A 26,695-nucleotide genomic window follows, 5' to 3' on the forward strand; every position below is an offset into this window, starting at 1 on the left:
ACGGGACGTCCATATCGGGATCCCGCCGCCGGCCCGGAGCGGGCTGCTACGTGGGCTGCGCCCACGGATCCCGATTCGACACCAGACCGAGCCGGACCGCGCGCACCACCGCACCGACCCGGTTGGGGGCCTTCAATTTGCGCAGCAGATGCTCCACATGAGTGTTGACCGTGCTGCGCGACAGCTGCATTCGCTGCGCGATCTCGCGGTTGGACAGGCCGGCGATCACCAGTTCGAGAACTTCGTGTTCTCGTGGGGTGAGGGCCACCTCTTCCTGCTGCGTGAGCGTGTCCACCGACCAGGCGGCGTACTCCCGGGCATCGCTCAGCGTCGTCTTGACCCCGTGGGGAACCGAATCGCGCGCCACACTGACGTGCAGAGCCCCCACCGCCACGCCGGTGGGGGACGTCAGAACGACGGAGGTGCCTTCGGAGAATCCGGCAGGGACGAACACTTCGCGCACCGAGTAGGTCTGACGATACGACGGGATGTCCCGCCAGGTCAGTATCGCGGAGGGCTCGGCCCGAACCGCCTGCATGCCCGGATCCTTGTCGACGAAATCGGTGACGAGGTAGTCCAGGGTCCGGTCGTCGTAGCCACGGCTGGCCACCACCGCGTGCCGACCGCCCGCCACGCGTGTCACGGCAGCCGCCGCGCAGTCGAGCTGATCGGTCATGTACCGGGTGAGTCCGGCCATGCGGTCGACGGCGTTCTCTCCCAGCAACACCGAGACCAGTCCACTGAACACGGGTACGACCATTGCTCGACGATAGTCGAACCCCGTGTCCAGCGGAGCCGAATCCTGTTACCGGGCAGATATTTTCCCTCTCGTGTGCCCGTTTCCCCGCCCGGTCACAGTTCCGGGATGCGGTCCGCCCAGGGGCGAGCGCGTTCGAAGTTCGCCGCTGCGCGCAGTACCGCAGCGTCGGCGTGGAGCCGTCCCGCGATCTGCAGTCCGACCGGACGTCCGTCCGACGTGAATCCGGCAGGGACGGTGACGGCCGGGGTCGTCAGCATGTTGTACGGATAGGTCATCAGCCAGCCGAGCAGCTGGGTGCGCAGAGCCGCGCCCGCCAGCCGGCCGGGAGCGAACTGTCCCAGCGGATGGGCCGCTTCACACAGCGTGGGCGAGACCAGCAGGTCGTAGTCCTGCATGAACGACGAGAACGTATCCCACATCCGGCCACGGAACAGGTCCGCCCGCCCGACATCGACACCTGTGAGACGCTCTCCTTCACGCATCAATTCGACGAGATTGTCGTCGACCTGGCCCTGCCACTCGTCCCAGTCGATCATGTCGTGTTCGGCCGCGAAACCGGGAACCCAGATGCCGTGCCACATCGCTTCTTCCGGGTCTCCCCAGCCGGGCGTCGCCTCCTCGACCCGGGCACCGAGGTCCTCGAACGCCCGAACGGCCTGCGCGCAGATCGCCGCCACCTCCGGATCGACCTCTGCGAAGCCGAGATCCGGTGACCAGGCGATACGCCACCCGGCGATGTCCTTCTTCGTCTCGGCGACGTAGTCGGTGTCCGAGGCCGGCAGACTGAGCGGATCGGATTCGTCGGGTCCGGCGACGACACCGAGCATGAGGGCATTGTCTTCGACCGTGCGGGTGATCGGACCGTGGTAGGCCCAATGGTAGAAGCGACCACCCAGAATGGTCTGCGGCACCCGCCCGGTCGAGGGCTTGAGCCCGACCACGCCACAGAGCGACGCAGGAATGCGCACCGACCCCGCCCCGTCGCTGCCTTCGGCCAGCGGGCCGAGACCGGCCGCGACGGCGGCGGCGGCTCCGCCGCTGGAACCTCCCGCGCTGTATCCGCGCTTCCACGGATTGTGGGTAGGACCGAACAGGTGGTTGTCCGTGCCGCCGTAATACCCGCTCTCCGGTGTGTTGGTCTTGCCCAGGTAGAGACCGCCTGCGGCCTTCAGCCGCCGAACGATCACCGCGTCGTGCTCGGCGATGTTGTCCTTCATCGGCACCATGCCGAACGTCAGGGGCCGGCCCGCCACGGCCGTCAGATCCTTGATCGTGAACGGCACTCCGTGCAGAGGTCCGACGGACTCGCCGCCGACCAGTTTCGCATCCAGTGCGCGCGCGTCCGCCAGGACCTGTTCGCGATCGAAGTCGACGATCGCGTTGATCGCCGGGTTGACATTGTCCACGCGCCGCACGAAGTGCGCCGCGACTTCGCTCGCGCTGATCTGTCCTCGGCGAACGTCGGTCGCGAGTTCGGCTGCACTGAGCCAGGAAAGGGTATCGGTCATGGTTGTCTCCGTGAATCGCGGGGTTCCGGTTGAGGTGGCTCGACCATAGGAACCCGGCGATCACGCCGACAATCGGTCAACTTACCGATCTTTCGTGCTCACTCGCTGATCTTCTTCGCGCCCAGGATGTCCTGCAGCAACTCGATCGCCACGTCCTCCGGTTCGCGCCGCGTCGACGGGTCGCCCGGGGTGGCGGCCTCGGCGAACATCTCTTCCTCGTCCTCGGGGGTGACGTCGGCGGGGCTGATCCGCGGCGGCTCGTAGTCCGGCTCGGGACCGGGGTCGTCCGGGTAGTCCGGCGCCTCGGGCGGCGGGATGTCGTCGACCTCGGGACGCGACGGAACCGGGGGCGCGCCGGGGGACGTCACGCGCGGTTGCGGGGCGGGCTGGGCCTGCCGGGCCTGGCTGGGCCGGGAGAACCGAGGCTGACCGGAAGGGCGCGACCCCGCCTGCGCCGGGGCCGGTTTCGCGGCGGTGGGGGGTGTCGCAGCGCCCTGCACGCAGGTCACCTCGAAGTCCACCCCGAACACCGCCCGCAGGGCGTCGGCGATCACCGCGGCGTTGCGCGGTTCGACGAGCCTCTTGACCAGGGGGGCCGAATCGTGACCGAGCACGATGCGGCCCGCTTCGACGCTGCGGACCGTGGCGCCGGACAGCATGACCTCGACGGTGCGGCTGCGCTCGCGGACCTTGGTACGGACTTCGGACCATACCGCGCGGACGGCGGCGGCGTCGGGCCCGGCGGCGGGGGCGGGCGCCGGCTCCGGCTGGGGTTCCGGCGCGGGTCGCGGTGCGGGCGGCTCGTGTTCCTGCACGACGGGGCGCGGTGCAGGCTCCGGTTCCTGCACGACGGGGCGCGGTGCAGGCTCCGGTTCGCGGGCCGGTGGGGCGGGCGTCGGCGGTGGGGCGGGCGTCGGCGGTGGGGCGGGCGTCGGCGGTGGCACGGGCGCCGGCGCCGCGGCGGCCGGTCGTAACTCCGCCGGTGGAACGGGGGCCGGCTCGGCCGCAGGCTCGGGGACGGGCGCGACCGAGGACGGTGCGGCTCGTCGCTGCGAGGGTCGCTGGAAACGGGCGGCCGGCTCTTCGGGGGCGATCGGCGGCGTGGGCGCGGCCGGCGCCGGAGCGACGGCCCGCGGGGCGGCGCCCTGCGGGGCCGCGATCCCACTTTCGAGACGCTCGAGGCGTTGCAGCACAGCCGATTCCGAACCCGAGGCGGCGGGCAGCAGCATCCGCGCGCACATCACCTCGAGGAGCAGGCGCGGGGCCGTGGCACCGCGCATCTCTCCCAGACCGGAGTGCACGATCTCCGCGTACCGGGTCAGGGTGGCGGGACCGATCCGGTCGGCTTCCTCCCGCATCCGCTCCAGCACGTCGCCCGGGGCGTCGACGAGACCGCGATCGGCGGCGTCGGGCACCGATCGCATCAGGATGAGATCCCGGAGCCGCTCGAGCAGGTCGACCGCGAACCGTCGCGGGTCGTGGCCGGCATCCATCACCTTCTCGACGGTCCCGAACAGACCCGCACCGTCGCCGGCGGCGAGGGCGTCCACGGCCTCGTCGATGAGGGCGACGTCGGTGACGCCGAGCAGCGAGAGTGCACGGCTGTAGGTCACGCCCTCCTCGCCGGCGCCGGCGAGGAGCTGGTCCATCACCGACAGCGAGTCGCGCGGCGAACCGCCGCCCGCACGGATCACCAGCGGGTAGACGGCGTCCTCGACCGCCACGTTCTCCTGCGTGCAGATCTTCTCGAGCAGCCCGCGCATGACGGGGGGCGGCAGCAACCGGAACGGGTAGTGGTGGGTGCGCGAGCGGATCGTCGGCAGCACCTTCTCCGGTTCGGTGGTGGCGAACACGAAGATCAGGTGCTCCGGCGGCTCCTCGACGATCTTGAGCAGAGCGTTGAAGCCCTGCGTGGTGACCATGTGGGCCTCGTCGACGATGAAGATGCGGTACCGCGACTCGGCCGGCGCGTAGAAGGCGCGGTCGCGTAGTTCGCGGGTGTCGTCGACGCCGCCGTGGCTGGCGGCGTCGAGCTCGATGACGTCGAGGTTGCCGCCACCGCCGGGGCCGAGCGCCACGCAGGACCGGCACGTCCCGCACGGGGCCGACGTGGGGCCCTCCGCGCAGTTCAGGGAGCGGGCCAGGATCCGGGCCGAGGAGGTCTTGCCACAGCCGCGCGGGCCCGAGAACAGATACGCGTGATTGATGCGACCTGCGTCGAGGGCGATGCTCAGGGGCTCGGTGACGTGCTCCTGACCCACCACCTCGGCAAAGGTCGCCGGTCGGTACTTACGGTAGAGGGCCACGCGCCGAGACTACCGGCGCCGACCGACACCCCGGCCGCGTGGTTGCGGCGGAGCGATGCGGGTATCCGGGGCCATGACCGAAACACGACCGTTGGCCCTGGTGACCGGAGCGTCGAGCGGCATCGGCCTGGAACTCGCCCGACTGTTCGGCCGGGACGGATACGACCTCATCCTTGTGGCCCGCTCCGATGCCCTCGACGACGCCACCCGCGCTCTCGCCGCCACCGGCGCCGCCGTGATTCCGGTGCGCGCCGACCTCCGGACGGTGACGGGCGTGGAGGAGGTGTGCACCGCCGTGACGGCGACCGGCCGGCCGCTGGCCGCCGCTGCGCTCAACGCCGGCACCGGGCAGGGTGGCCTGTTCGTGGACACCGGCCTCGACGACCAGCTCGAGGTGGTGGACGTCAACGTGCGCTCGACCGTGCATCTGGCCAAGTACGTCCTCGACGGCATGGCCGGGCGCGGCACCGGGCGCGTGCTGATCACGTCGTCGGTGGTCTCGGAGATGCCCGGCCCGTACCAGGTCGTCTACAACGCCTCCAAGTCGTTCCTGCAGTCGTTCTCCGAGGGGCTGCACGAGGAGCTGCGCGGGACCGGGGTCACCGTCACCGCGCTGATGCCCGGAGCGACCGACACCCCGTTCTTCCGCAAGGCCGGGATGGCGGACGCGCCGATCGCCCGCGGCCCCAAGGACGACCCTGCGAAGGTCGCCCGCAAGGGCTACGAGGCGATGCTGAAGGGCAAACGGAAGGTGGTGGCCAGCTCCCCCATGTCCAAGGCGATGGCGGCGGCGTCGACGGTGACACCGGATTCGGTGAAGGCCTTCCTCCACCGCTTCATGGCCGCGCCGGCGTCCGCGCCTCGCTGACCGAGGCAGGTGCCTCAGAGGTTGGGCAGCGCCCAGCTGAGGAACACCACGCCCGCGAGGATGCCGAAGATGCCGGTGAGCATGCCGACGAGAGCGTCGAGGGACTTCTCCTCGTCGGTGAACACGGCGGGCCGGCGGGTGGCGGCGATGCCGGTCCCGATGGCCGCCGCACCGAGCAGAATCCCGAAGCCGAACGTCCAGAAGGTCACGATCGACAGGGCGCCGAGCATCAGCGCCAGATCGGCCCCCTTCTCCTCGACCGCCTCACGCAGCGTCGACAGCGCGGGGAGTTCGAGGCGGGAACGGTGCGGTCCGGAGCGGAAGGGAGTCTGCAGGACGGACATGGTCTTTCGGATCCTCGTCGGCGATGGCGGAACGGTGCGCAGCATCCGGTGGCGGGGTCGTACGGAACCTTCTGCAGGACAAGAATTCCGGGATGGGTGAACGGTCCGGCGACCACCGCTCGATGCGACCGGGAACAGATACGGGACACGGCATCTACTCCTGGATCAACCTCACTCGTCGGCCCGGCTGCTACGCAGCACAGATTAGCACTCACCGAACCCGAGTGCTAACGGCGCGGTGTCGCGCGGTTCGCATGCGCAGCCGATCCGGCTCCACGCCAGTACAGTTCCTCCATGGGATCGGGGAGCACGGCAAAGGCGTGGGCGGTGGGTCTCTCGATCGTCGCCGCGGCGACGATCGGCACGGCCGGCACCGCCGCCGCCGATCCGGATCCGGGCGCGCGGGTCACCACCGACGGCACGGCGCTGCGGCTCGACGGGCAGCCTTGGTGGCCGACCGGCTTCAACGCCTACCAGCTGGGCACGAACTGGGCGGTGAACTGGGGCTGCGGCGCCATGGTCGATCTGGATGCGTACTTCGGCGCGCTGCCACCGCATTCGCTCACCCGCTTCAACGCCTTCCAGGCCCTGGCCGTCGACCGGTTCACCGGCGAACTCGACTTCGGCCCGCTCGACGCCGTGTTCGCCGCGGCGGAGGCCCACGGTCAACTCGTGATCCCGGTCCTTGCCGCCCAGGACGGCGCGTGCGAGGACGAGGCGTTCAAGGACCGGCAGTGGTATGTCGACGGATGGACGGAGCCGGTCGATCACGAGCGTGCCGTGCTGAGTTTCCGGGACTGGGTGACGACGGCGGTGACGCGGTGGAAGGACTCCCCGGTGCTGGCTGCATGGGAACTCGTCGGCGAACCCGAGACCAGCATGTGCACCGACGCGGCGTGCTCGTGGTGGCTGCGGCAGTGCCCGCCGGACGCGGCCGCCGTCCTGCGCGGGTTCTTCGACACGGCGGGGGCGCAGGTCCGCGCGATCGATCCCCGCACCCTGATCACCGCGGGGCTCACCGGCGGCGGGCAGTGCGGCACGCAGGGCGACGAGTACGCGCTGGTCGGGTCGTCCCCCTTCGTGGACGTCGTCCAGTACCACGACTACGGCGCCGACGGGATCCCGTTGCCCGGCGACCAGTGGAACGGCCTGGCGCGCCGCATCGCCCAGGCCCAGCAGATCGACAAGCCGCTGCTGGTGGCCGAGATCGGCGAGCCGGCGGGCTGGTGCGGGGCCACGGCCGACCGCGCCGAGCACATCGCGACGAAAATCGAGGGACAGAAGACGGCCGGCACCGCCGGGGCGCTCCTCTGGGCCTTCGTCCCCGATCCCCGGCCGGACTCCTGCACCTACGACATCGGCCCAGACGACGAATTGTGGGATGTGATCGAGGAATTCGGAACCTCGGGCGCATCCGTCGGGCCCATCCCGAACACCGGATAGCCGGGGCCCGCGCGCGGCGAGACCACCCGTCCGGTCGGACGGCCGGCCTGGATCGCCCACCGGTTCCGGCACAGTGGTTTGGTATCTCCCCGGTCCGGGTACAGGAGGGCGATCACGGCCCGGCGTCGCCCTCACCGGCACCCGCCGGAAGGTGACACGAAGAAGACATCGCACCGCGCGGCTGGTGCCGTCGCCGGGCGGCGACCAGGACTGAGGAGGGTCATGACACTCGACTACGACACCCGTAAAGAGCTCGACACGGACGAGCTGACCGCCCCGACGCTTCCGGCGGTGAGCGAGACCGTGGAGCCGGACGACGGCGACATCGCCGAGTTCTTCGAACTCCCCGGCGCCGACCTGTCCGGCGAGGAGCTCACCGCCCCGGTCGTCCCCCGGCGGAACGACGAGTTCGTCTGCGACAGCTGTTTCCTGGTCCACCACCACAGCAGGCTCGCGCCGTCCGACGACGGCACGACACGCTGCCGGGACTGCAGCTGACGGACCTCGGCGGAAGGCGCAGAACGAGAACAATTTTCCGCCGAGGTGTAGTCCCTCGCCCTACGGGGTAACCGAAGTCGTGACCACGCCGGCGACGGCGGGTGAAGACCGGAGGGGATCGACGAGATTCCCGAACGAAGGGAAGTGGAGCGTGCTCGGACTCGGAATCATCGGGTGGATCATCATCGGCGGCCTCGCCGGCTGGATCGGTAGCAAGATCATGAAGACCGACGAGCAACAGGGCATCCTGCTGAACATCGTCGTAGGTGTCATCGGCGGTCTGCTCGGCGGCTTCCTGCTCAAGCTCTTCGGTGTCGATGTGGCGGGCGGCGGCCTGATCTTCAGCTTCCTCACCTGCCTCCTCGGTGCGGTGATCCTGCTGTTCCTGGTCAAGGCTGTCACCGGCCGCCGCACGGTCCACCACCGGTAATCTCGCCGACCAGTCACCACACGCGCAGCGGCCTCCCGTCGCCCCGTTCCGGGGCACGGGAGGCCGCTGCGCTGCACGGGCCGAATCCGCGCCGGGCGTGTCGGCCGTCATCCGCTGCGAAAACGGGACCTTTCCGGCATGCTGGCCGGGTGGATGGCGCGTGCGGTGAGCGTGGCGGTCATCCGGGGAACGCCGCCGAGCGACGAGAGGGACACCGATGGACGACACCGCAGCAACGAGGGCACGCTCCGCCACGGCGAGCCGCACCCCGCAGGAGACCCCCGAGCTGTCCTCGGAGGATCTCGCCGCCGTCGTGGAGGCGCTGACCGGCCGTCCTGCAGACATCCCGGAGTCCGAGCCGGCCCCGAAACGACGCCGATCGCCCCGCAAGAAGACCTGAGCCCCCGGCCGCCGACCTCGTCGGTCCCGTAGCGGGCGAACCTCGCGAACACCGCTCCGCGGCACCGCCCGTGCGCGGCTACCGGGACACCCTCGCGGCCACTTGTCGGAAATGACCGTTTCCGTAACTCGCTCGCAACACCCGCGCCGCGTGGCAGAAACCGGACCGGCACATCGTGGATACCCGGCGCACCGAGAACCGTGCGCGTGAGGAGAATCTGCCGTGTCACCCACGATCGACGCCGGGGCCACCGCGTGGCTGCTGGCGAGCACCGCCCTCGTCCTGCTGATGACCCCGGGTCTCGCCCTGTTCTACGGCGGGATGGTCCGCTCCACCGGCGTCCTCAACATGATCATGATGAGCTTCGTGTCGATCCCGCTCGTCACGGTCACGTGGCTCGTCGCGGGCTACACGCTCAGCTTCGACGACGATCTCGGCGGCGGAGTGCTCGGCGGATTCGCACACCTGGGGATGAGCGGTATCGGGCCCGACACCGTCCACGGCCAGGTACCGGAACTCCTGTTCGCCACCTTCCAATTGACCTTCGCGATCATCACCGCCGCCCTCGTCAGCGGGGCGATCGCCGACCGGGCCAAGTTCTCCGCCTGGATGCTGTTCGTGCCTGTCTGGGCACTGCTCGTGTACGTCCCTGTCGCCCACTGGGCCTGGGGACCCGACGGCTGGATCGCACGGCTCGGCGTGCTCGACTACGCGGGTGGACTCGTCGTCGAAACCGTCTCCGGAGCGTCCGGTCTGGCCCTGGCACTGGTGCTCGGACCAAGGCTGGGATTCCGTTCCGAATCCATGCGGCCGCACAACCTCCCGATCGTCCTGCTCGGCGTGGGCCTGCTGTGGTTCGGCTGGTTCGGATTCAACGCCGGCTCCGCCCTGGCCGCCGACGGCAAGGCCGCCGCGGTCTTCCTCAACACGCTCGTCGCCGGGTGCACCGGCATGCTCGGGTGGCTGTTCGTCGAACAGCGCCGCGACGGGCACCCCACCACGTTCGGCGCCGCCTCGGGCGTGGTCGCCGGCCTGGTGGCGATCACCCCCGCGTGCGGCACCGTCGATGTTCTCGGTGCGCTCGTCGTCGGCGCGGTGGCCGGCATCGTCTGTTCGTACGCCGTGGGCTGGAAGTTCCGCCTGGGCTACGACGATTCGCTCGACGTCGTCGGCGTGCACCTGATGGGCGGCATCGTCGGCACCGTTCTCGTCGGCGTGCTCGCGACCGCCGTGATGACCGACGGTCCGGAAGGATTGCTGTACGGCGGCGGCTTCGCGCAGCTCGGCAAGCAGGTCCTCGCGGTACTGGTGGTGGGGCTCTACGCCTTCGGCGTGACCTTCGGCCTCGGCAAGCTGATCGACCGCACCTTCGGCTTCCGGGTCAGTAAGGAGGACGAGGCGTCCGGTATCGACCTGGCCCTGCACGCCGAATCCGCCTACGAACACGGCGTGCCCGGGCACGGGGCGATGGGCGGGGTCAATCCGCTGCACTCGGTCTTCCCGTCCCAGGCACGGGAAGACGCCGTGCCCGGCGACGACGAGCGCTAGCAGCGCTCACTTCTTCTTCGCGGCCGCCTTCGACGCCTTCTTGAACTCCCGGACCTCCTGCAGGGTCTGCGCGTCGACGACGTCGGCGATGGACCGCCGCGACCCGTCCTCGCCGTACTCCCCCGCAGCCTCCCGCCAGCCCTCCGGCCGCACCCCGATCTGCTTGCCCAGCAGAGCCAGGAAGATCCGGGCCTTCTGGTCGCCGTAGCCGGGCAGGGCCTTCAGGCGCTTCAGCACCTCCTTGCCGTCGGGGTCGCCGCTCGTCCACAGTGTTGCCGCGTCGCCGTCGTAGCGGTCCGTGACCTCGGCGCACAGCGCCTGGATCCGCTTGGCCATCGATCCGGGAAACCGGTGCACGGCCGGCGGCCGGGCGCAGATCGCGGCGAACTCGTCCGGATCGGCGTCGGCAATGCGGTGCACGTCCAGACCACCGAGGCGGTCGGCGAGCTTCTTCGGTCCCGCGAACGCGGTCTCCATCGGAACCTGCTGATCGAGGAGCATCCCGATGAGCAGGGCGAGCGGATCGGCGGCGAGCAACGCATCGGCGTCGGCATCGCCCACGAGGTTCAACGTCGGTGCCATGGCCACGATCATGGCATCCGCGGCGGGCATGGGCCGAGGAGGCACTCCGCTCCGGTCGGTCATGTGAGTCAGGCCGCAGCCCGGGGCGGAGGGCGTGTTCGGCGGCGTAACGCCGGGCCGACGAACTCCTCGACCTTCGCCGGCGTGCGCGGACCTGGTACCGCGGTCGGTGTCGGCGGTACGATTCGCCTCGTGACGTCCTCGCCCGGGACAATCGCTCAGGCGCTGCACGGATCGTCCGTGGACATGGTGACCCTGCAACGCCGATACGGTGCGCAGTTTGCAATGGTCCGGAAGGTTCTCGGCGTAGCGCCGAATGCCGCCGCGTATTTGGAGATCTGGCCGATCGGGATGCGCACGTACAACGTGCTCGTACCCAACTTCCTCAACCTGCCCTTCCTGCTGTTCGGTTTCGGACCCCCCAAGGCGACGGTCGGCCTCGCCATGTACACGGCCAGCCGCGCAGCGGGGTGCGCATACTGTGCATCACACTGCTGCGCGTTCGCGCTCCGGCGTGGGGCCGACGAGGGTGATCTTGTGCGGATCGTGGGCCGGGGGCCGGCGTCGGGTGGCTACAGCAGTGCCGAGCGGTCCGCGCTCGACGTCGCGGAGGGACTCGGACGCGTTCCCGGGTCGCTGACCCCGGCGCAGCGGGATGCGCTGCGCGATTCCTTTTCTCCGGCGGACGCGGAGTGGTTGGTGCTCGCAGTCGCGGTGATGGGCTTCTTGAACAAATTCAATGACACTGTGGGCATTCCGCTCGAAGAGAGCATGCTGGCCCTCGCCGACGAGGTGATCGGTCCGACGGGCTGGACGGCCGGAAAACACCTGCCGATACCGGCAGCCACCGTAACGCCGACCAAGCCGCAACCGGACAGGTTTGTGGACCTGCTCGGCTTGTTGCCGGTCTTGCCGTCGGTGATCCGCGCCGACAAGCACTGGACGTCCGGTGTGCCACACAGTTGGCCGGCAGTCGGGATTCATCTCCGCCAGCGGACGGGCCACGACTTCCCGATCCTGGCGCACCTGTCACACGGCCGGGCGATTCGCGCACTCGCCGCCGTCCTCGGTGCCAACACCGACCCGAAGCAGAGCCGGCTCGGGTTGCGCGCGAAGCACCTGGCCGGTCTCGTGTACGCGAACGCAGTCGAGGACGAGGCGCTCGCGAAATCGGCGCGCAATCTGGCCGAATATGCCGGCGCAACCACTTCACAGCTCGCCGGGAGCCGCGCCGGGCTCGACGTGCACACCGACACGGCCCTCGCCTACGCCGAGGCCGCATCGAGCAGCCCCGCGCAGATCACCCCGGAGGTCGTCGCCGCTGCCACGAAGGAACTTGCGCCGCCGGAGATTATCGAACTGACGGTGTGGATTTCCGTGATGCAGCTCCTGCACCGGCTGCACGCCTTCTACGAGTGAGTTCTTCCACTTCCGCGCCGCGGCTCAACGCCTGCTCTCGTGTTCGGCGTCGAGGTAGTCGAGCATCGGGGTCGGGGCGGGCAGCGTGCGGCGGCAGCCGGTGAGCCCGGCGACCGACGGCCCGCCCGCCGCGAGGTGCGTGCCGTCGCGCAACGGCCACCGCCGACGTCGTGCCACACGTTCCTCTACCTTGCTCGCCGGCGGTGAAACGGACGGGTTCGGATGCCGGCGACGACGTCACCCGCCCAGAGCGGACGCGACGAGGAATCCGAGGGCGGTGGATATTCCCACCCACCAGCCACCTTCCCGGTATGCCTCCGGCATCAGGGAATCGGCGAGGACCGCGATCGTCGCGCCACCGGCGAAGGCCTGGATGAGCGAGATCCCCGCGGGGGGCAGCGAGTCGGCATACGCCGTCGCGACGACCACCACGACCACCAGCAGCGCCGCCGTGATGCCCCAGATGAGCACGGCCTTCCGCCGGTCGAAGTTCGAGCGCATCGACGCGGCACCGGCGACCGCCTCGGGCACGTTGCCGACGGCGATGGCGACCAGCAGTACCAACCCGCCGGCACCGGCACCGCCGAGTGTCACCCCGAGGGCGGCGTTCTCCGGGATCCCGTCGAGCAACGCCCCGAGCATCAGCGCCCACCCCAATGCAGCGGCGCCGAGCCGGCGCTCGATCAACCGGTCGGCGACGACGTACACCACGGCACCGAGCAGCAGCGCGCCGCCTGCGGACCACAGGCCCTGGTCCGCGAAGGCGGGCGCGAACAATTCGGTGGACACCGCGGAGACCATGGCTCCGGCACCGAACGCCATCAGGGCCGCAAGCAGCGGACGGGGCAGGTCGTACCGGAGCCCCATCAGGGCACCGGCGAACAGCGGCACCGCGGTACCCAGGCCGTACGAGAAAGCTGTCAGCACCGTGCCACTCTACGGCAGAACGTGGCGCCCGCCCGGCCGGCGCCGGGTGGGCGCGTCCGACACGAAAACCGTTGAACACCAACGGTTACGTACCATTTCGCCGGAAACCCGACTACGGCGCGTATTCTGCCCCATCAGGCCCTTCGCCGGGGCTCTTCGGTGTGGGTTCCGGTATGCGCATCATGCGGAACGAGTTGAACACCCCGATGAGACCGGCGAGGAGGGGAATGAGCAGTGCCACCTGTAGGGCGAGCGGTCGTGCGTCGGTGTTGATACGGATGATCTCGTCTTGAAACTCCGGGGGTTCGCCGGCGAGCAGCTGTTCGAGCTGGGTGTTGCTCATGACTTCGGCGTCGTCCTCGAGGACCTGCGCCACCTGCTGTTGCTCTGCCTGCGGGAGCACGGTGCTCGATTCCGCCATTGCGGTGAAGGTGAGGGACAGCGTTGCCAGCATGATGGCGCCGGCGAACGCCAGCCCGAACGACAACCCGAACGATCCTGCCGCAGAATTGACGCCGGCGGCTTCGCTGATCCGCTCCTCCTCGATCGGGGCGAGTGTGTAGTTGTTGAGTTGAGAGACCAACAACCCCAATCCCGATCCGGCAATCACCAGGGGGATCACGAGGCCCCAGCCGAACTCCGCCCGCGGCACGATCGGGATCAGCGCCACGATCCCGAGCGTGAGGAGAACGAATCCCCACCGGATGATGCCGCTCGGGCGGCGATCACTCGCCTTCTTCCCCGCGAGCAACGCCACTGCGAACATGCTGAGCGACAGCGGTGCGAGGGACAGGCCCGCCTGCAGCGCGTTGTACTCGAACACCATCTGCAGGTAGATCGGCAGCGCGATCATCGTGCCGCCGAGCGCAATCTGCTGGAGCATCTGCCCGGAGATCCCCAGCTTGAAGATCTTGGAGCGGAACAAATCCGGGTCCAGCAGCGCCGGCTCGCCTCGACGTTTGCGCCGCACGAGCCAGTAGGCCAGCACAGCCAGCGCAATCGCACCGACCACCAGGAGCGCACCAACGGCTTCGCCGCCCTCCTGCCACACCAGGATTCCCAGCACGATCCCGCCCATGCCCAGAACGGAAAGTACCGCACCAATCAGGTCAACGCCCCGAGGTCCGGTGTACGGCACATCGTGGACGAGCCTGACACCGGACAGCACGACCCCGATGACGACGACCTCGAGCACAAATCCGACGCGCCACGACAGGTAGGTGGTGATGAAGCCTCCCAGCAGCGGTCCGACGGCAGCGGCAATCGCAGCCGCCGCCCCGACCAGCGCGTAGACCTTCTTCTGCGCCTCCCCCTCGAAATTGCCGTGGATGAGAGACTGCATGGCGGGCAACAGGAGTGACGCGCCGATCCCACCGAGTACGGCCCAGAAGACGACGATCACGGTCAGGCTCTGCGCGAACGCCATCGCCGACGCACCGACTGCGTAACCGAGCAGGCCGAGCACGTACGCACGCTTGCGTCCGATGAGATCACCGACCTTGCCACCGATCAGGATGAATGCCGCAGAAACCAACGCCTCGAGCGCGATCGCAGCCTGCACGCCGCTGACCGTCGTGCCGAGGTCGCGAACCACCGATGAGATCGAGACGTTCATCAGCGATGTGTCGACGACGAGCACGAACATCGCCATCGCCAGCAGTAGGGCGAGCAGGCGCTGCGGGCCCGCTGCCTTCTCGGAGGGATCGCTGGCCGTTGGTCTCTCGATCACCGGACACCCATCGTCCCGGCAGTGGTGACGTTCCCCCGGCCGTCCGTTTCGGCACGGGAGTGTGTCGACCGGCCGCTCGCTCGCCCGCGGATACCCGCGGCATCAGCCCGGGTGGGCGATCGGCGGCGGGCAGCCTCTGACATCACGGCCACCTCCTGGGTGTACGCCCGCCCATCTTCAGCCCCTCGGCCCGGCACGGGAGGGGATGGCCGGGAGCACGACGTCAATCCCGTGACACGAGTGTCTCACGTGCGAGGCGACCTATCCAGAGCGCACGAGCCGGCCACGCGACGGCGGTCTCCAGGGAAACACGCCCCATGGGCTCGCGCGGTTCCATCGGATCGATTTCCGCCGAGGCGCGTTCGGTGTCGTAAGCGGGCCGCGGCCGGTGCGGGGCGCACGCGGGTGGCGCCGGACAGGTCACGGCGACTCCCCCGCGGCGACGCCCACCCGGTCCTGCCAGGTGGCCTGCGCGCCGGAGTCGCCCACCCTATACACCTGAACCGTCGCGCCGACCCCGACGAGGACCGCGACGAGGGCGGTGACCACGGTCAGGAGCCGCACTCGTGCGGCCGGCATCGACCCACGCGAATCCAGCACGTGCAGGGCCCCGACCAGCATCGCCGCGGCGAACAGCCCAGCGGCGACGAACGGCATGGTGTCACCGAGCTCGGTATGGGTGTGCAGCAGTGCGGTGCGGTCGACCTGATGCTCCAGCGACTCACCGGCCTCGGCGGTCAGCGGGGTCAGGACGAGCAGTGCGGTGGCCAGCGCCGCAGTGGGCCACACGAGCCGCACCCGGGCGGCGGGCCAGAGGGCCGAAAGGACGACTCCGACCGCCACGAGCGGCACCAACACTACGATGGCGTGCACGAACAGTATGTGCGCCGGGAGTCCGTTGATCTGGGACATGCTGCTCCTCGGGAGAGGGATGACCGGACATCTACTACTTTCTCGATAGTAGTAAGCCGTCCTGAGAGGAGCCTGAAACCGATGGCGCGGCGCCTACGCGGCACCCTGGAGCAGGAGATCGTCGACGTCCTTGCCGGCGCGGAAGAGCCGCTCACCGTGGCAAGGGTGAACGAGTTGCTGCCAGGAGCACTCGCCCACACCACCGTGATGACGACGCTGGCCCGCATGCACGGCAAGGGAATTCTGGACCGGACGCCGTCCGGTCGTGGTTACGCGTATCGGCTCGCGGCACCGATCGAGACGCTCCCGGCTGCGCAGGCCGCCCGGGACATGCATCGGCTTCTCGACAAGTACGGCCGCCGCGCGGACGTGCTGGCCCGGTTCGTCGCGGAATTGACACCCGACGACGAGCGGATGCTGCTGAGGCTGCTCGGGCGCGAGGACGGCGAGCCGGACGAAGGGAGAGAGCCGTGATAATGCCTGTTGTCCTCGCTCCACTCGCGGTGGGAGCAGCGCTCGGTATCGGAGCCGAGCGCATCGCGGTACAGGCCCGGCCGGCGACAACGGTCCGGCTCCTACCTGTTCTCTCCGCTCTGTGCGCCCTGACATTGCTCTCGTCGGCGACTGCCGTGGCCCTCACGCTCATCCACCACCGGCCCGGCACGACATCCGTCGCAGTCGCGGCGATCCTCCTCACCGCCGCTCTGTGTGCCACAGCCGGGGGCCTGCGGCACCTCTGGCACGTCCGGCAGAACCTTTGCGCAGCAACTCGATTCTGCCGAAGCCTCCCCCGGACGGAGGGCTACCTCCTCGCCCGGAGCCCGGTCGCCGACGCCTACTCCGTCCCCGGGCGAGGGGGCGGGATCGTCGTGACGACCGCCATGAAGTCGGCTCTCACCGAGGACGAACTGACCGTATTGCTCGCACACGAGCACGCCCACCTGCGGCACCATCATTCCCGGTGGATACAGATCGCCGAGACGGCGGCCGCACTCCACCCGCTGCTGCGGCCGGTTCCCGACGTCGTTCGCCGGGCCGCGGAGCGGTGGGCCGACGAGGAAGCCGCCGCCGGTGGCCGTCGCGCGGCCGCCCAGGCCGTCGCCGCCGCAGCCGTCGCGAGAAGCCGCTCCCTCGAGGCTCATTCGTCGACCACGCTCTCGGTGGCGGGCGGTGACGTCGTCGAACGCGTGCACGCGCTGGTCGATCCGCCTCGGCTTCCGTGGGCTCGCACGGTCGCCGCGACGCTGATCGTGGCGATCGCGCTGGTGTCGTTCTCGGCTCTGCGGACAACGGATATCGTCCAGGACGTGCTTCTTCCGGAACACGAGACGCCCCACCTCGTCCTGCAGCGGTGAAGCCGGGCGGACGACGCCGGCCGCCCGCCTCACCGCCTTGTGGACTCACCGCTCTGGGGATTCCGCCTGCACGTCGAACCGCTCGTGATACCGCTGCTCCGCCTCCCGTAGCACCCTGGGACTGAGCCGCGCGTGCGGCTGGATGTCGATCACCAACGGTTCCTGGTCGGGTCCGCGGCCGACCATCGTCCCCTTGAGCAGCCAGAGGAAGCATCCGTCGGGCGCATCTCGCGTGGCGTACCGGTGGACCCGCCGTGCCACCCAGTCCTCGACGGGCCGACGCCACCACGGCTCCGGCGCGACCGGCACGACAGACCAACCAGGCAGGGTGACATTGCCTTCGACATCCCGCGTGGGGCCGTCCGCGGCGTCCGCGGCCGGTCCCGGTGAACAGCGCAGATAGATGAGCGGATCCCCCGCGACGAGAGCGGCGAGCTGATCGAGGCTCGCGATGACCTGCATGTCGTCGGGATCCGGATACATCTCCTCACGTGGCGCCATCGAGGTCCTCGGTTCGTCAGGCGACCGCAGGATTCGTCGGCGAGGAGCCGGCGACCTGCGCGAGAAATTCGTGCCGGCACTTCGCGCGTTCCGAGTCCTGCGACCTAGCGATGGTGGCTCCCTCCGTCGACGGTCCTTCACGGACGCCGTCCGGATACCCGGTACCCGGCGCGCTACTCCCGGTCCGCGGTCGACAGGGGCTCCCCCGACCAGTGCGCCTGGGGTGGGATCCGGTGACGCGAACGCCGACTCGAGCGCCTCGGCGATCCTTCGGTCCCCGATCTCCGGTTGGGATGGTCTCTGTGATCGAGCAGCGGTGGGATCCGCGCCACCGGCGGAACCCTTGAAGGGTGCGGGCGGGCACAGAACGCCGGCCGGACGCACCATGTGCGCGCGTATCGTTCGCCTATGGCACTGCACGGTGACGAATCCGAGTACACCCGCGTTCTCGAGGACGTTCAGGCCCTCGTCGCACACGCGATCGGTGCCGGGAACTCGGCCGACAGCGTCCGGGAGTTCTGGCACGAGCAGATCGACCGCTACGTCGAGGACGCGGCGACCGGCTGAATGTCACACGCGTTCGATGTGACCGAAGCGATGTGACATTCGGCCCAGGACGACCGGGCCGTGACGGCGAGAATTGCCCGCGGCCCGACCGAGCCGAGTTGTCCACCGCTTGTCCACAGAGTTGTCCACAGGTGGGGGAAACACCCGTAGGCCCCGGTCGCCGCGTGACGACCGGGGCCTACGGGGAGGAGCTACTTGCCCAGGGCCTTCTCGGTCGCCGCGAGCAGCACGCACGTCGCGACGCCGTCCATGGCGGTGGCGAGTTCGTTCAGCGACGGGAAGCTCGGGGCGAGCCGGATGTTCTTGTCCTCGGGGTCGTTCTTGTACGGGAACGCCGACCCGGCCGCGGTCAGCGCGATCCCCGCGTTCTTCGCGAGGGAGATGACCCGCTTGGCGGTGCCCTCCACCACGTCGAGGCTGATGAAGTAGCCGCCCTTCGGCTCGGTCCAGGACGCCACCTTCGACGGCCCGAGCCGGTCCTCGAGGATCTTCAGCACGAGCGCGAACTTCGGTGCGAGGAGCTCGCGATGCTTGGCCATGTGGGCCCGCACCCCGTCGGCATCACCGAAGAAGCGCAGATGACGCAGCTGGTTGACCTTGTCCGGGCCGATGGTCTTGATACCCAGGAACTTCTCGTACCACGCCAGGTTCTCGGCCGAGCTGCCGAAGAAGCTGACGCCGGCGCCGGCAAAGGTGATCTTGGATGTCGAGGCGAGGACGAACACGCGGTTCGGGTGCCCGGCCTCGGCCGCCATGCCCAGGATGTCCAGGGCGGGGGCGGCCTCCTCGACCAGGGGATGCACGGCGTACGCGTTGTCCCAGAAGATCCGGAAGTCCGGCGCGGCGGTCGGCATCGACGCCAGTTCGCGGGCGGCGCGCTCGGAGTACACGGCGCCGGTCGGGTTCGAGTAGGTGGGCACCGCCCACATGCCCTTGATCTGCGGGTCCGAGCCGACGAGCGCGGCGATCTTCGCCAGGTCCGGCCCGTCGTCGTGCATGGGCACCGGGATCATCTCGATCCCGTACGACTCGGTGATCGCGAAGTGCCGGTCGTAGCCGGGCGCGGGGCACAGGAACCTGACGACGGGTTCCTGGGACCACGGGCGCGGTGAATCCACCGTGCCGTGCAGCAACGACGCCACGACCAGGTCGTGCATGATCTCGAGGCTGGCGTTGTTGCCGGCGATCAGGTTCTCGGTGGGGATGCCCAGGAGCTCCCCGAAGATGGCGCGCAGCTCGGGCAGTCCGCGCAGGCCGCCGTAGTTACGGCAGTCTGTGCCGGACGCGTCGCGGTAGTCGTCGACCCCGGGCAGCGACAGCAACTCCGCGGAGAGGTCCAGCTGCTCGGGGGACGGCTTGCCGCGAGTCAGGTCCAGCGTCAGCTTCTCGGCTTCGAGTCGCGCGTAGTTGTGGGACTGGCGCTCGTGCTCTGCGACGAGTTCCTCATGGCTCATCAACCCAATCTGGGTTTGGGTAGGCATGCGGAAGGACCTTTCACCGCGCCCAACGGCACGGGCATCGGCATCGGAAGCTAGGGGACCCCGCGCACCCGGCAGAGCCCGTTGACCCTTGCTGCCTTCCGGCCCTGGGGGAGTTCACAGGATGCGCGCCGCGCGGGATCCATCGGCCAGTGTAGACAAACATCGCTCCGAACCGTGAATCGGCACCGCCACACCCCGCCGAAACCCGCGGCGACCTCCCCGTTTGGCAACCACCAGGTCATATTCGGTATGCTTCCCCACGGAGGATTCGCCTAGTGGCCTATGGCGCTCGCCTGGAACGCGGGTTGGGTTAACGCCCTCAGGGGTTCAAATCCCCTATCCTCCGCCACGGGGAAGCCCCTGTGATCCGCAGCTTCGCGGATCACAGGGGCTTTTTCGCTTCCCTGTCGTGTCGGCCCCACCCTCTAGCCTCGCGGCATGCGCTTCTCCGGCATCGTCGAGGTCTTTCCCGGCCCGGGCGGCTGGCACTACGTCGACGTGCCGGCCCGGATCGTCGAGGCCGTGACGAGCGTCGCCGTACGCGGACTGATCCCGGTACGCGCCCGCATGGGCGGCACCGAGTGGGACACGTCCCTGCAGCCGCGGGGCGACGGCCGGCATTTCCTCGCGTTGAAGAGGTCGGTGCGCGCCGCCGAGTCGGTCGAGGTGGGCGACACGGTGACGATCACGGTCGCGGAGTGCTGACGCGCCGGGCGGCTCACTCGCAGGCGACACCGTCCCGGTCACCGTCCATCTCCTCGCTGTACCCGGGCTGACCGGCGTACAGCGGCGCGGCGCCGGCGGCCCGCGCCTCGGCGCAGTTGCGGTAGGTCGCGGCGGCGGCCGGCGGCGATGCCACCGACGGGGCCGGTTCCGGCGCCACGGTCGCGGCAGGCGCGGCGGGCACGGGGGCCGGGGCGGCGGCGCCGCACTCGGTGAGGACGCGGACCATCGCGTCGTGCTCGGCCTGGGTCACCCACAGCTGATAGAGGGCCTTGACCTCGATCTGCCGCGCGACGTACGTGCACCGGTAGGACCGGTTCGGCGGCAGCCAGGTCGCGGCGTCGCCGTCGCCCTTCTGCTGGTTGGCGTCGCCGTCGACGGCCTGCAGGTTGCGGGGATCGTTGGCGAAGTTCGCGCGGGTCTGCTGGTCGAGCTGCTGGGCACCCTTCTGCCACGCGTCGGACAGCGCGACGACATGGTCGATCTGCACGTCGGCGGAGGTGTCCTGGCCACGGCGGAACTCGATGGTCGTGCCGGTGTAGGCGTCGTGGAGGGTGCCGAAGAGGACCACGCAGTCCCGGGTGGCGGTCTTGTAGGTGATGTCGACGAGGTCGCGCCGCAGGATGTCGTTGCGGGTGTCGCAGCCGTTGCGGCCGCCGTCGACGTCGACGTCGTCGCTCCACGCCGGGCCGAAGAGTTCGCGGTCGTAACCGGTCTTGGGCGCTCGCCCCTTGACCGGCAGTGTCGCGAGCGTGGCCAGCGCCGACGAGGCGGATGCGTCCGCGGGAACGTGGGTCGGCGCCGGTGCGGGGGCCGGGGGCGGGGTGGTCGTCACCGTCGGGGTCGCGGCGACGGTGGGCGCGTGCGCCGGGGTGGCGGTGTCCGTTGCTGCGGCGCATCCGGTCAGCAGCAGGGCCGCCGCGGCGAGTCCGGCGCTCCATCCCCGCCTGCGGTGGTTCGGGGACTGGCGGGACGGTGAGGCGAACACGCTGGGTACTCCTGGGGGCGGGATGCGGTACGGCGGCACCCTCCGCGGGGGAACGAAAGGGCGTCTCCCGGAGGTCGTACCGGACATCCCTTTCGTTACCAGAGGTAACAGCACAAGGTGATTACGATTTGTCCGTGGTCGGATACGGCAGACAACTCACGGCCCTCGCCATCGCGCTGTCCGGCCTCGCCGGATTCGTCGACGCGCTCGGCTTCATCACCCTCGGGGGCGTGTTCGTGTCGTTCATGAGCGGCAACTCCACGCGCATGAGCGTCGGCCTGGCCGACGGCGCCTGGGGCCAGGCGGCCCTCACCGCCGGCATCATCGGGCTCTTCCTCGTCGGTGTCGTCCTCGGCGGGGTGGTGGCGCAACTGTCCGACCGCAGCCGGCGCGCCCGCAAGACCGCCGTCCTCGCCGCGGTATCCGCGCTGCTGCTACTCGGTGCGCTCGCCCACACGGCGGGGTGGACGCCCGTCGCGGTGGTGGCGATGACCCTCGCCATGGGCGCGGAGAACTCGGTGTTCCAGCGCGACGGCGAGGTGAGCGTGGCCCTGACGTACATGACCGGGGCGCTCGTCAAGATCGGGCAGCGGCTCGCGGCCGCGCTGTTCGGCGGGCCCCGCTGGAGCTGGCTGCCGTACCTGGGCCTGTGGCTGGGCCTGGTGACCGGCGCCGTCGGCGGTGCCCTCGCGCATCGGGCGTTCGGACTGCACGCCCTGTGGGTCGCCACCGCGGTCGCCGTCGCACTCACCGTCGCGGTGCGGCACCTGCCGTACCGGCCGTGACGGAAGCCGGTTCCCCACGCAGGCAGCGATTGTCGGAGCCTGCGCCTACGCTCGTGGGCCATGAGGTGGTATGTGCCGAGCACTCCCAGCGCGGACCTCGCCGAGCACCTGGTGTGCGTGTGGTCGGCGGTCTCCGACGGGCAGAGTCACCTCCTCGTTCCGGACGGATGCGTCGACGTCCTGTGGATCGCCGGCGTCGGCATCCGCGTGTGCGGTCCGGAAACCTCCGCGTGGTCGTTCACCCTGCCGCCCGGCGTCGTCTCCGCCGGCGTGCGGTTCCGCCCCGGTCTCGCCTCGTTCGCCCTGCGCGCGTCGGCCGCGCAACTCCGCGATACCCGCGTCGGGTTGGACGACTTGATCGGCTCGGCCGGGGCCAGACCACTCGCCGACCGGCTCGACAACGCCCGGACCGCCCCCGAACGGCTCGAGGTGTTCCAATCCGCGGTGCGGCGCTGGCTCGCGCACGGCCTTGCCCCCGACCCGCTGATCGGGCACCTCCGGCAGGCACTGTCCGGGCACTCGTGGAGCGTCGGCACGCTCGCCGACACCGCCGCACTCACCGAGCGTCAGCTGCAGCGCCGCTGCAACGAGGCGTTCGGGTACGGCCCCGCCACGTTGCGATCGATCCTTCGCCTGCAACGGTTCATGGCCCTCGCCGACGCCGGTCCCGGGCGCGGACTGGCCGAACTCGCCGCGGTCGCCGGCTACAGCGACCAGTCGCACCTGAACCGTGAGGCCCGCAGGATCTCCACCCTGACGCCCACCGCCCTGCTCGCCGGCGAGGCACCACGGTGGCACGGCCCGGGCTCGGCACTCGATGTCCGAAGTATCCAATCCCTCGGCGACCTCGGGGCGGAAGAATCCGCGGCATGACCGAGACCCTCGCCCCCGCCCGTCACTACCGCGAACTCGCGGCGAAGTTCACCACACGCGTCGAGGCCGTGCCGGCCGACCGGTGGGACGCGCCGTCGCCCTGCGAGGGCTGGACCGCCCGCGACGTGCTGCGGCACGTCGTCGACACGCAGCGGCAGATCGTCACCGTCGTCGGCCTGGAACTGCCCGCCTGCCCCTCGCCGGACACCGACCCGGTCGGCGCGTGGGCCGCCACCCGCGACGGCATGCAGGCGATCCTCGACGATCCGCAGCGCGCCGGCCTCGAGTACGACGGCCACTTCGGCCGCACCACCCTCGCCGCGACCGTCGCGCGGTTCTACAACTTCGACCTCGTCGTGCACGGCTGGGACATCGCCCGTGCCGCCGGCCTGGACGACTCCGTCGACGACGAGGATCTCGACTTCGTGGAGGCGACGGCGCAGGCCCTGGGCGACTCGATCCGTATGGAGGGGGTCTGCGGGCCCGCCGTCGAAGTGCCCGCGGACGCCGACCGGCGGACCCGGGTGCTCGCGCACCTCGGCCGTCGCGCCTGATCGGCGGTAGCGCCGCGCCTGATCGGCGGTGGCGTTGCGCCTGATCGGCGGTGGCGTTGCGCCTGATCGGCGGTGGCGTTGCGCCTGATCGGCGGTGGCGTTGCGCCTGATCGGCGGTGGCGTTGCGCCTGATCGGCGGTAGCGTCGGGGCATGCGCGCCCCGGGCTCCTGGCTTCCGGTGTCGTTGCTGGCCGTGGCCGCCCTCCTGTCCGGCCCCGCCGGGGCGGCACCGTCGGTGCCCGCGCCCGTCACGTCCGTCGGCATCCCGGCGACGGGACTGACCACCGACGTCCCGGCGACGTCCGCGACGATGTACGCGGGCGTGACCGACTCGGCGGACCCACCGCTCCCGCGCGACATCGCCGAGAGCGGTGCCCCGGTGTCCGTCGGCGACAAGTTCGACGAATATCCCTATGTCCGTTACGAACTCGAATTCCCCGCCGGAACCGAGGTGGTGACGCTCCGGTGGCAGGGCCGCAGCGTCAACCTCGACGACCTCGCCCTGCACGTGCGCACGGGCCGATCGTGGGGCGAGCCGCGCGCCGTGGCCCGGCCCGCGGCGCCCGGCGGACCGATCGTGCTCGAGGCCCGGATCACCGGCGTCGCCGGCCCCGTGGAGATCCTGGTGATCGACGGGCCCCGTCGCGACCGGGGTTTCCGCGACGCCAACGCCGTACCGGACCAGGCGTTCGCCGATCCGGCGGAGTACGACTTCGCTATCCAGCACCTCACCGACACCCAGTACCTCGCCCGCGACGACACCGCCGCCTTCCGGGCCATGACGACCTGGACGGCGCAGCAGGCCCGCGACCGGAAGATCGCGTACACCGTGCACACCGGGGACCTGATCCAGTCGTGGATCCGGCCGGGCGCCCCGGACGCCCGCGCCCGCGCGGAGTTCGAGGTCGCGTCGGAGGCGATGGGAATCCTCGAGGCGGCCGGGATGCCCTACGGGGTCCTGCCCGGCAACCACGACAACCTGTGGAACGTCGCGGGCCGGCTCGTGCCGGGCGAGCACGAACGCAACCACGCGCTGTACAACGAGTACTTCGGGCCGCAGCGGTTCCGGGACCGGCCGCAGTGGGGCGCCTCGGTGACCGACACCGACAACTCGGCGCACTACGACCTGTTCGAGATCGCCGGCGCCCGGTTCCTCGTCCTCTACATCGGCTACAACCCGGCGGAGCACGTGATGCGCTGGGCCGAGCAGGTGCTGGCCGCCCATCCGGACCGCAACACGATCGTCGCCGCGCACTACTACCTGGACGAGGACGGGCGCCTGCGGATGAGCGGATTCGGCGACATCGGCGGCAGTTCGGGCCAGCAGATCTGGAACCGGCTCGTCGTGCCGCACGAGTCGGTGTTCATGGTGCTGTCCGGGCACGTGGACGGGCAGACGACCGTGACCGACCGCCCGATCCCCGGCAGCGATCGGCGCGTGGTCGAGATGCTCGCCGACTATCAGTACTTCCTCGTCGACGGTCGACGCGCGACGGCGTTCCAGCGGTTGCTGCAGTTCGATCTCGACGACGGCACGGTCGCCGTCACCACCCACTCCCCCGCGCTCGACAGCTTCCGGGTGGAGGACCACGACCCGCGGCGCCGCTACACGCCGGAGGACGGCGACTTCGTGGTGGACGTGCAACTGCGCGCCGGCGTGCCGCGTGCGGTACTCCCCGGCTGAGTCCGGATCACCTTGCCGCCGAGACGAGTTCGCGGACGCGCGGCGCGACCTCCTGCGCGAATCGCTCGATGTCGGTGCGGGCATCGGTGCCGAGCACGAAGCCGCTGATGCCGTGGCGCAGGGTCAGCTCCGCGAGCTGCTCCGCCCACACGGTGGGCGGCCCGGCGAGGAATCCGCCGTCCGCACCGCCGTCGAATCGGCCGCTGATGTTGTAGAGCCGGCGGATCTCGCGCGGGTCCCGGCCGGCGTCCACAGCCGCCTCGTCGACCCGCCTCGACATCTCGGCGAGCCGGTCCGGCGAAGCGGCGAACGCGCTGGGCAGCCACCCGTCGGCGGCGCGTCCGGTGAGGGCGAGCATGCGAGGACCGTAGGCGCCGAGCCAGATTCCGATGGCGTGGGCGGGCGCCGGGCCGCGCTTGGCGCCGGCGAGACGGTAGTGGGTGCCGTCGACGCGGGCGCCACCCCGGCGGTCGGCCCACAGCTCCCGGATGACGGTGATCGCCTCCTCCAGTGCGTCGACGGCTTCGCCCGTGGTGCGGTGCGGTCCGCCGTTCGCGGCGATCGCGTCCCAGTAGGCGCCCGCGCCGAGGCCCAGCTCCACGCGTCCGCCGCTGAGGCGGTCGAGGGAGGCCGCGCTGCGCGCGAGGACCGCCGGGCCGCGCAGCGGCAGGTTCGCCACGTTCGGCGCCACGAGTACCCGCGTCGTCCGCGCGGCGACCCAGGTCAGCAGGGTCCAGGCGTCGAGGAAACGGGCCTGGTACGGGTGGTCCTGGAAGGTGACCAGGTCCAGGCCGGCGCGTTCGGAGGCGACCGCGAGGTCGACGACCGCGGCAGGGTTCTCGGCGGCCGGCGTGAGGAAGCTGCCGAAGAGGAGCTTCCGGCCGTACTCGGGCATGGCGTCCTCCCGGTGGTGAGCCGACCGCTTCATCGTGCTGCATCCGGACGGCCGTGGGAAGTTTGCCGCCACCGTCACGGGGAATGCGGGATAATCGGTCACATTCGATCCTCCGGAGGTTCCCGTGCGACTGAGCAACGTTCCGCTCCGGCTGGCCACCGGTGCTTTCATCCTCAATTCCGGGCTGGGTAAGCGCGATCTCCCGCCCGAGGCCGCCGCAGGGCTGCAGGACATGGCGAGCAAGGCGCTCCCCCGGCTCGGGAAGATGCGGCCGGAGACGTTCGGCCAGGCCCTGTCGACCGCCGAGATCGGCGTCGGCACCCTGCTGCTGGCGCCCGTCGTCTCCCCCGTCGTGGCCGGCGCCGCGCTGACCGCGTTCAGTTCGGGTCTGCTCGCGATGTACTGGCGGATGCCCGGCATGCACGAGGGCGGATCGTTCCGCCCGACCCAGCAGGGCACGCCGATCGCCAAGGACGTCTGGCTCCTCGGGGCGGGCCTGTCCCTGATCATCAGCGGGGTGAGCAGGACCTGACCGAGCGGGACCGCGGCGGTGCAGGTCCGGCAGGTGTGCCTCTGTCTCACCGTGCCACGGGTGAGCGCTCCGCCGGAGGTTCA

The 26,695-nt window shown here is 70.2% G+C and carries 29 protein-coding genes, 1 tRNA gene and 1 other RNA gene; 17 read left to right on the top strand and 14 right to left on the bottom strand.

Annotated elements, in window-relative coordinates; all coding sequences use genetic code 11:
• Window positions 1-46: 46 nt before the first annotated feature.
• The 3 genes from AIIKEEIJ_RS30265 to AIIKEEIJ_RS30275 all read right to left on the bottom strand — a co-directional run bounded on the left by AIIKEEIJ_RS30265 (window position 47) and on the right by AIIKEEIJ_RS30275 (window position 4,574).
• Complete coding sequence (locus AIIKEEIJ_RS30265; protein ID WP_029547118.1) at window positions 47-760, bottom strand: response regulator transcription factor; 714 nt, start codon at window positions 758-760, stop codon at window positions 47-49.
• A 92-nt stretch (window positions 761-852) separates the two neighbouring features.
• Complete coding sequence (locus AIIKEEIJ_RS30270) at window positions 853-2,268, bottom strand: amidase (RefSeq protein WP_065923136.1); 1,416 nt, start codon at window positions 2,266-2,268, stop codon at window positions 853-855.
• Between the two features lie 98 nt (window positions 2,269-2,366).
• A complete protein-coding gene (locus AIIKEEIJ_RS30275) occupies window positions 2,367-4,574 on the bottom strand; it encodes a DNA polymerase III subunit gamma and tau (protein WP_161997232.1) in 2,208 nt (735 codons plus the stop codon).
• A 73-nt stretch (window positions 4,575-4,647) separates the two neighbouring features.
• Here AIIKEEIJ_RS30275 and AIIKEEIJ_RS30280 point away from each other — a divergent pair, with 73 nt between their 5' ends.
• Window positions 4,648-5,442, top strand: a complete 795-nt coding sequence (locus AIIKEEIJ_RS30280) for an SDR family NAD(P)-dependent oxidoreductase (RefSeq protein ID WP_161997233.1) — start codon at window positions 4,648-4,650, stop codon at window positions 5,440-5,442.
• Window positions 5,443-5,456: 14 nt separating this feature from the next.
• Here the strand turns inward: AIIKEEIJ_RS30280 and AIIKEEIJ_RS30285 are convergent, their stop codons facing one another.
• A complete protein-coding gene (locus AIIKEEIJ_RS30285) occupies window positions 5,457-5,786 on the bottom strand; it encodes a hypothetical protein (RefSeq protein WP_161997234.1) in 330 nt (109 codons plus the stop codon).
• Between the two features lie 294 nt (window positions 5,787-6,080).
• Here AIIKEEIJ_RS30285 and AIIKEEIJ_RS30290 point away from each other — a divergent pair, with 294 nt between their 5' ends.
• The 5 genes from AIIKEEIJ_RS30290 to AIIKEEIJ_RS30310 all read left to right on the top strand — a co-directional run bounded on the left by AIIKEEIJ_RS30290 (window position 6,081) and on the right by AIIKEEIJ_RS30310 (window position 10,105).
• Window positions 6,081-7,229 carry a beta-mannosidase gene (locus AIIKEEIJ_RS30290; RefSeq protein ID WP_161997235.1) on the top strand — a complete coding sequence of 383 codons (1,149 nt, stop codon included), beginning with the start codon at window positions 6,081-6,083 and terminating at the stop codon, window positions 7,227-7,229.
• Between the two features lie 222 nt (window positions 7,230-7,451).
• Complete coding sequence (locus tag AIIKEEIJ_RS30295; RefSeq protein WP_006943118.1) at window positions 7,452-7,727, top strand: DUF4193 family protein; 276 nt, start codon at window positions 7,452-7,454, stop codon at window positions 7,725-7,727.
• Between the two features lie 151 nt (window positions 7,728-7,878).
• Window positions 7,879-8,157 carry a GlsB/YeaQ/YmgE family stress response membrane protein gene (locus tag AIIKEEIJ_RS30300; protein WP_006943117.1) on the top strand — a complete coding sequence of 93 codons (279 nt, stop codon included), beginning with the start codon at window positions 7,879-7,881 and terminating at the stop codon, window positions 8,155-8,157.
• Between the two features lie 217 nt (window positions 8,158-8,374).
• Complete coding sequence (locus tag AIIKEEIJ_RS30305) at window positions 8,375-8,557, top strand: hypothetical protein (protein WP_006943116.1); 183 nt, start codon at window positions 8,375-8,377, stop codon at window positions 8,555-8,557.
• Window positions 8,558-8,779: 222 nt separating this feature from the next.
• Window positions 8,780-10,105, top strand: a complete 1,326-nt coding sequence (locus AIIKEEIJ_RS30310) for an ammonium transporter (protein ID WP_161997236.1) — start codon at window positions 8,780-8,782, stop codon at window positions 10,103-10,105.
• A gap of 6 nt (window positions 10,106-10,111) precedes the next feature.
• Here AIIKEEIJ_RS30310 and AIIKEEIJ_RS30315 read toward each other — a convergent pair whose 3' ends face one another.
• The gene (locus tag AIIKEEIJ_RS30315; protein ID WP_161997237.1) at window positions 10,112-10,687 is read right to left on the bottom strand and encodes an HhH-GPD-type base excision DNA repair protein; all 576 of its coding nucleotides are present in this window, start codon (window positions 10,685-10,687) and stop codon (window positions 10,112-10,114) included.
• A gap of 240 nt (window positions 10,688-10,927) precedes the next feature.
• On the opposite strand from AIIKEEIJ_RS30315, the gene AIIKEEIJ_RS30320 reads away from it, so the two are divergent.
• Window positions 10,928-12,106: a carboxymuconolactone decarboxylase family protein gene (locus AIIKEEIJ_RS30320; protein WP_044476304.1), complete on the top strand. Its 1,179-nt coding sequence runs from the start codon at window positions 10,928-10,930 to the stop codon at window positions 12,104-12,106.
• A 24-nt stretch (window positions 12,107-12,130) separates the two neighbouring features.
• Here the strand turns inward: AIIKEEIJ_RS30320 and AIIKEEIJ_RS30325 are convergent, their stop codons facing one another.
• The 4 genes from AIIKEEIJ_RS30325 to AIIKEEIJ_RS30340 form a co-directional block, all read right to left on the bottom strand.
• On the bottom strand, window positions 12,131-12,283 hold the full coding sequence (locus tag AIIKEEIJ_RS30325; RefSeq protein ID WP_161997238.1) for a hypothetical protein: 153 nt from the start codon (window positions 12,281-12,283) through the stop codon (window positions 12,131-12,133).
• A gap of 60 nt (window positions 12,284-12,343) precedes the next feature.
• Window positions 12,344-13,033, bottom strand: a complete 690-nt coding sequence (locus tag AIIKEEIJ_RS30330; RefSeq protein WP_161997239.1) for a ZIP family metal transporter — start codon at window positions 13,031-13,033, stop codon at window positions 12,344-12,346.
• Between the two features lie 112 nt (window positions 13,034-13,145).
• A complete protein-coding gene (locus tag AIIKEEIJ_RS30335; RefSeq protein WP_161997240.1) occupies window positions 13,146-14,762 on the bottom strand; it encodes an MFS transporter in 1,617 nt (538 codons plus the stop codon).
• Between the two features lie 420 nt (window positions 14,763-15,182).
• Window positions 15,183-15,674, bottom strand: a complete 492-nt coding sequence (locus AIIKEEIJ_RS30340) for a DUF2231 domain-containing protein (protein WP_006943095.1) — start codon at window positions 15,672-15,674, stop codon at window positions 15,183-15,185.
• Window positions 15,675-15,755: 81 nt separating this feature from the next.
• Between AIIKEEIJ_RS30340 and AIIKEEIJ_RS30345 the strand changes: the two genes are divergently transcribed.
• Window positions 15,756-16,148 carry a BlaI/MecI/CopY family transcriptional regulator gene (locus AIIKEEIJ_RS30345; RefSeq protein ID WP_029547104.1) on the top strand — a complete coding sequence of 131 codons (393 nt, stop codon included), beginning with the start codon at window positions 15,756-15,758 and terminating at the stop codon, window positions 16,146-16,148.
• Between the two features lie 2 nt (window positions 16,149-16,150).
• The gene (locus tag AIIKEEIJ_RS30350; protein WP_238406654.1) at window positions 16,151-17,029 is read left to right on the top strand and encodes a M48 family metalloprotease; all 879 of its coding nucleotides are present in this window, start codon (window positions 16,151-16,153) and stop codon (window positions 17,027-17,029) included.
• A gap of 45 nt (window positions 17,030-17,074) precedes the next feature.
• On the opposite strand, the gene AIIKEEIJ_RS30355 is transcribed toward AIIKEEIJ_RS30350, so the two are convergent.
• Window positions 17,075-17,530 carry a DUF6098 family protein gene (locus tag AIIKEEIJ_RS30355; protein WP_161997242.1) on the bottom strand — a complete coding sequence of 152 codons (456 nt, stop codon included), beginning with the start codon at window positions 17,528-17,530 and terminating at the stop codon, window positions 17,075-17,077.
• 408 nt (window positions 17,531-17,938) lie between these two features.
• On the opposite strand from AIIKEEIJ_RS30355, the gene AIIKEEIJ_RS30360 reads away from it, so the two are divergent.
• The gene (locus tag AIIKEEIJ_RS30360; RefSeq protein WP_006943091.1) at window positions 17,939-18,097 is read left to right on the top strand and encodes a hypothetical protein; all 159 of its coding nucleotides are present in this window, start codon (window positions 17,939-17,941) and stop codon (window positions 18,095-18,097) included.
• Between the two features lie 191 nt (window positions 18,098-18,288).
• Here AIIKEEIJ_RS30360 and AIIKEEIJ_RS30365 read toward each other — a convergent pair whose 3' ends face one another.
• Window positions 18,289-19,578 carry an aminotransferase class I/II-fold pyridoxal phosphate-dependent enzyme gene (locus AIIKEEIJ_RS30365; protein WP_006943089.1) on the bottom strand — a complete coding sequence of 430 codons (1,290 nt, stop codon included), beginning with the start codon at window positions 19,576-19,578 and terminating at the stop codon, window positions 18,289-18,291.
• 49 nt (window positions 19,579-19,627) lie between these two features.
• Window positions 19,628-19,722: signal recognition particle sRNA small type (gene ffs / locus AIIKEEIJ_RS30370), an RNA gene on the bottom strand.
• Window positions 19,723-19,839: 117 nt separating this feature from the next.
• Between ffs and AIIKEEIJ_RS30375 the strand changes: the two genes are divergently transcribed.
• A tRNA-Ser gene (locus AIIKEEIJ_RS30375) sits at window positions 19,840-19,927 on the top strand.
• A gap of 89 nt (window positions 19,928-20,016) precedes the next feature.
• Window positions 20,017-20,283 carry a DUF1905 domain-containing protein gene (locus AIIKEEIJ_RS30380; protein ID WP_006943087.1) on the top strand — a complete coding sequence of 89 codons (267 nt, stop codon included), beginning with the start codon at window positions 20,017-20,019 and terminating at the stop codon, window positions 20,281-20,283.
• A gap of 13 nt (window positions 20,284-20,296) precedes the next feature.
• On the opposite strand, the gene AIIKEEIJ_RS30385 is transcribed toward AIIKEEIJ_RS30380, so the two are convergent.
• Complete coding sequence (locus AIIKEEIJ_RS30385) at window positions 20,297-21,289, bottom strand: GmrSD restriction endonuclease domain-containing protein (protein ID WP_006943081.1); 993 nt, start codon at window positions 21,287-21,289, stop codon at window positions 20,297-20,299.
• Between the two features lie 134 nt (window positions 21,290-21,423).
• Between AIIKEEIJ_RS30385 and AIIKEEIJ_RS30390 the strand changes: the two genes are divergently transcribed.
• The 4 genes from AIIKEEIJ_RS30390 (at window position 21,424) to AIIKEEIJ_RS30405 (ending at window position 25,185) form a co-directional block, all read left to right on the top strand.
• Entirely contained in the window at window positions 21,424-22,074 is a 651-nt protein-coding gene (locus tag AIIKEEIJ_RS30390; RefSeq protein ID WP_029547091.1) for a YoaK family protein, read from the top strand.
• Window positions 22,075-22,134: 60 nt separating this feature from the next.
• Window positions 22,135-22,947 carry a helix-turn-helix domain-containing protein gene (locus AIIKEEIJ_RS30395; RefSeq protein ID WP_185113670.1) on the top strand — a complete coding sequence of 271 codons (813 nt, stop codon included), beginning with the start codon at window positions 22,135-22,137 and terminating at the stop codon, window positions 22,945-22,947.
• Window positions 22,944-23,501 (top strand): TIGR03086 family metal-binding protein, encoded by a 558-nt coding sequence (locus AIIKEEIJ_RS30400; RefSeq protein ID WP_006943075.1) that lies wholly within the window; start codon window positions 22,944-22,946, stop codon window positions 23,499-23,501. Before AIIKEEIJ_RS30395 ends, AIIKEEIJ_RS30400 begins: the two co-directional genes overlap by 4 nt.
• Window positions 23,502-23,652: 151 nt before the next feature.
• Complete coding sequence (locus AIIKEEIJ_RS30405) at window positions 23,653-25,185, top strand: metallophosphoesterase (protein WP_161997243.1); 1,533 nt, start codon at window positions 23,653-23,655, stop codon at window positions 25,183-25,185.
• A gap of 7 nt (window positions 25,186-25,192) precedes the next feature.
• On the opposite strand, the gene AIIKEEIJ_RS30410 is transcribed toward AIIKEEIJ_RS30405, so the two are convergent.
• Entirely contained in the window at window positions 25,193-26,080 is an 888-nt protein-coding gene (locus AIIKEEIJ_RS30410) for an LLM class flavin-dependent oxidoreductase (protein ID WP_161997247.1), read from the bottom strand.
• A gap of 124 nt (window positions 26,081-26,204) precedes the next feature.
• On the opposite strand from AIIKEEIJ_RS30410, the gene AIIKEEIJ_RS30415 reads away from it, so the two are divergent.
• On the top strand, window positions 26,205-26,612 hold the full coding sequence (locus tag AIIKEEIJ_RS30415) for a hypothetical protein (RefSeq protein WP_006943069.1): 408 nt from the start codon (window positions 26,205-26,207) through the stop codon (window positions 26,610-26,612).
• The last annotated feature ends 83 nt before the right edge of the window (window positions 26,613-26,695 follow it).

Source organism: Rhodococcus sp. YH1, from assembly GCF_009939605.1.
GTDB classification, from domain to species: domain Bacteria; phylum Actinomycetota; class Actinomycetes; order Mycobacteriales; family Mycobacteriaceae; genus Rhodococcus; species Rhodococcus aetherivorans.